This window comes from Caballeronia choica, from assembly GCF_001544535.1.
Taxonomy (GTDB): Bacteria; Pseudomonadota; Gammaproteobacteria; order Burkholderiales; family Burkholderiaceae; genus Caballeronia; species Caballeronia choica.
In genome coordinates this window covers 1-1693 of record NZ_FCON02000417.1, presented here as the reverse complement: position 1 = coordinate 1693, position 1693 = coordinate 1, and the positions used below count along the sequence as shown (strand labels likewise).

At 64.5% G+C, this 1693-nt stretch carries 1 protein-coding gene; it reads right to left on the bottom strand.

What is annotated here, in order from left to right:
- Nucleotides 1-92: 92 nt before the first annotated feature.
- Nucleotides 93-1586: an ISNCY family transposase gene (locus tag AWB68_RS44600; RefSeq protein ID WP_087650419.1), complete on the bottom strand. Its 1494-nt coding sequence runs from the start codon at nucleotides 1584-1586 to the stop codon at nucleotides 93-95.
- Nucleotides 1587-1693: the final 107 nt, after the last annotated feature.

Genomic DNA, 1693 nt, shown 5'->3' with positions numbered 1-1693 from the left:
ATGTCAAAGCCAGATACAGATGTCCGCTTTCCGGCCAAGTTGAAATGTCCGGTTTTACGGGGGTTTGGAAGTCTGTCTCCCTGGGTTTCAGTTCACGCAGTGTCGAAGGATGGCGTTTGATCTGGCAGGGCGCTTACGCCTGTTCCACTATGCCTTGCAGACCGCGGGCCAGGTTTGCCGCGGGGTGTCTCAGAAGCGTTTCTTTGCTGGGCCAGATCCACGATCACACGCTCCATGTCTGCCTGCGTGAACTCGCGCTGCTTCTTCGTGCCCGACTCCCGCTTCTGCCGCACGGTCCGGGTTGAGTCACCCCGGTGCGTCCGGGAGGGGGCCTTGCTGATCGGGCGGTTATCGCGCTGCGCCTGGAGCGCCTGCGCGACCTGCAGCACGTGACCCAGCCGCTTGTGCTCGATGACCGCGCCCTGATCGATTTCGGCCAGCCTGTCATACTGCCGGCAGGGCAACGCACGGCCGTCCGCACGCAGTTCGATGCGTCCGTCCGGATACTCCCAGACCTCGATATACCGATCGATCAGCTTGCGGTTCTCCGGCGCGTCGTCCAGCAGGTACATGACCCGGTCGTACTGCACCGTCAGCGACTTCGTGACCTTGCGTGGCTCGCGCCACGTGAGGACAAGATCAAGGTTCTCGTCGGCCCGCAGCGGCCGGTGCGCATCGAACCCGCTCTTCGGGGGCTTCGCGAAGCGCGCGTTGTACGCGGCGATGAAGGCGGGCGCATACGCATTGGCTTCGGCAAGCGTACCGATGCCGCGCAGCCGCAGTTCCTTGACGAGCCGGTCCTGCAGTGTCTTGTTGGCCCGCTCCACGCGCCCCTTGGCCGGGCTCGAGTTCGCGCAGAACGTGTCGATGTTCAGCTCGTACATCGCGCGCCCGAAGTGCGTCACGCGGTTGCCTGTCTTGCGTGGGGTCGTGGTGCGGAACACGCTGGCCTTGTCGCTGTAGAACGCACCGGGTTTGCCGTGGCGCTCGATGTACGCCCGGGTCGCCTCGAAGTAGCTGAAGGTCGACTCGGTCTGCGTGAAATGCAGCGTCATCAGGCGGCTCGTCGCGTCGTCCACATACACCAGCAGTGTGCAGGCCGGCGCCCGGTCCTCGAACCACGGGTGGTCACTGCCGTCGATCTGGACCAGCTCGCCGAAGCACGCGCGTCGCGCGCGCGGCTGGTGGATCTTCGGCGGACGCTGCCGGCGCGGCACCCACAGGCCGGCATCCATCATCAGCCTGCGCACCGTTTCCTTCGCCAGCCGCACACCGTGGCACTCGTACAGCTTCTCGCACGCCAGCGTCGGCCCGAAATCGGCATAGCGATCCCGGATGATCGAGATGGCCCGATCGGCCGTCATGGCATCCAGCCGGTTATTGCTCGGCTTTGAGCGCCGGCGCGACACCAAACCGGTCGGTCCGTGTGCGCGCAGCCGTTCAACCAGACGGCGAATCTGCCGGGTCGTCAGCCCAAGCCGTTCTGCCGCGCGCCACGGCCTGAGCCTGCCGTCCGCGACGTCCTGAATGACCTTGAAGCGGTCCAGCTCTCGCATCGTCATCGTGATCCGTTCCGTTGCAGCCATCAAAGCCTCCGGCGCGCCGAACAACCGGCGACCGGTCAGCTTACGATGAGCCCGAAAGCGGACATTTGAACTTGGCTAAAAGCGGACATTACAACTTAGCCGCTACA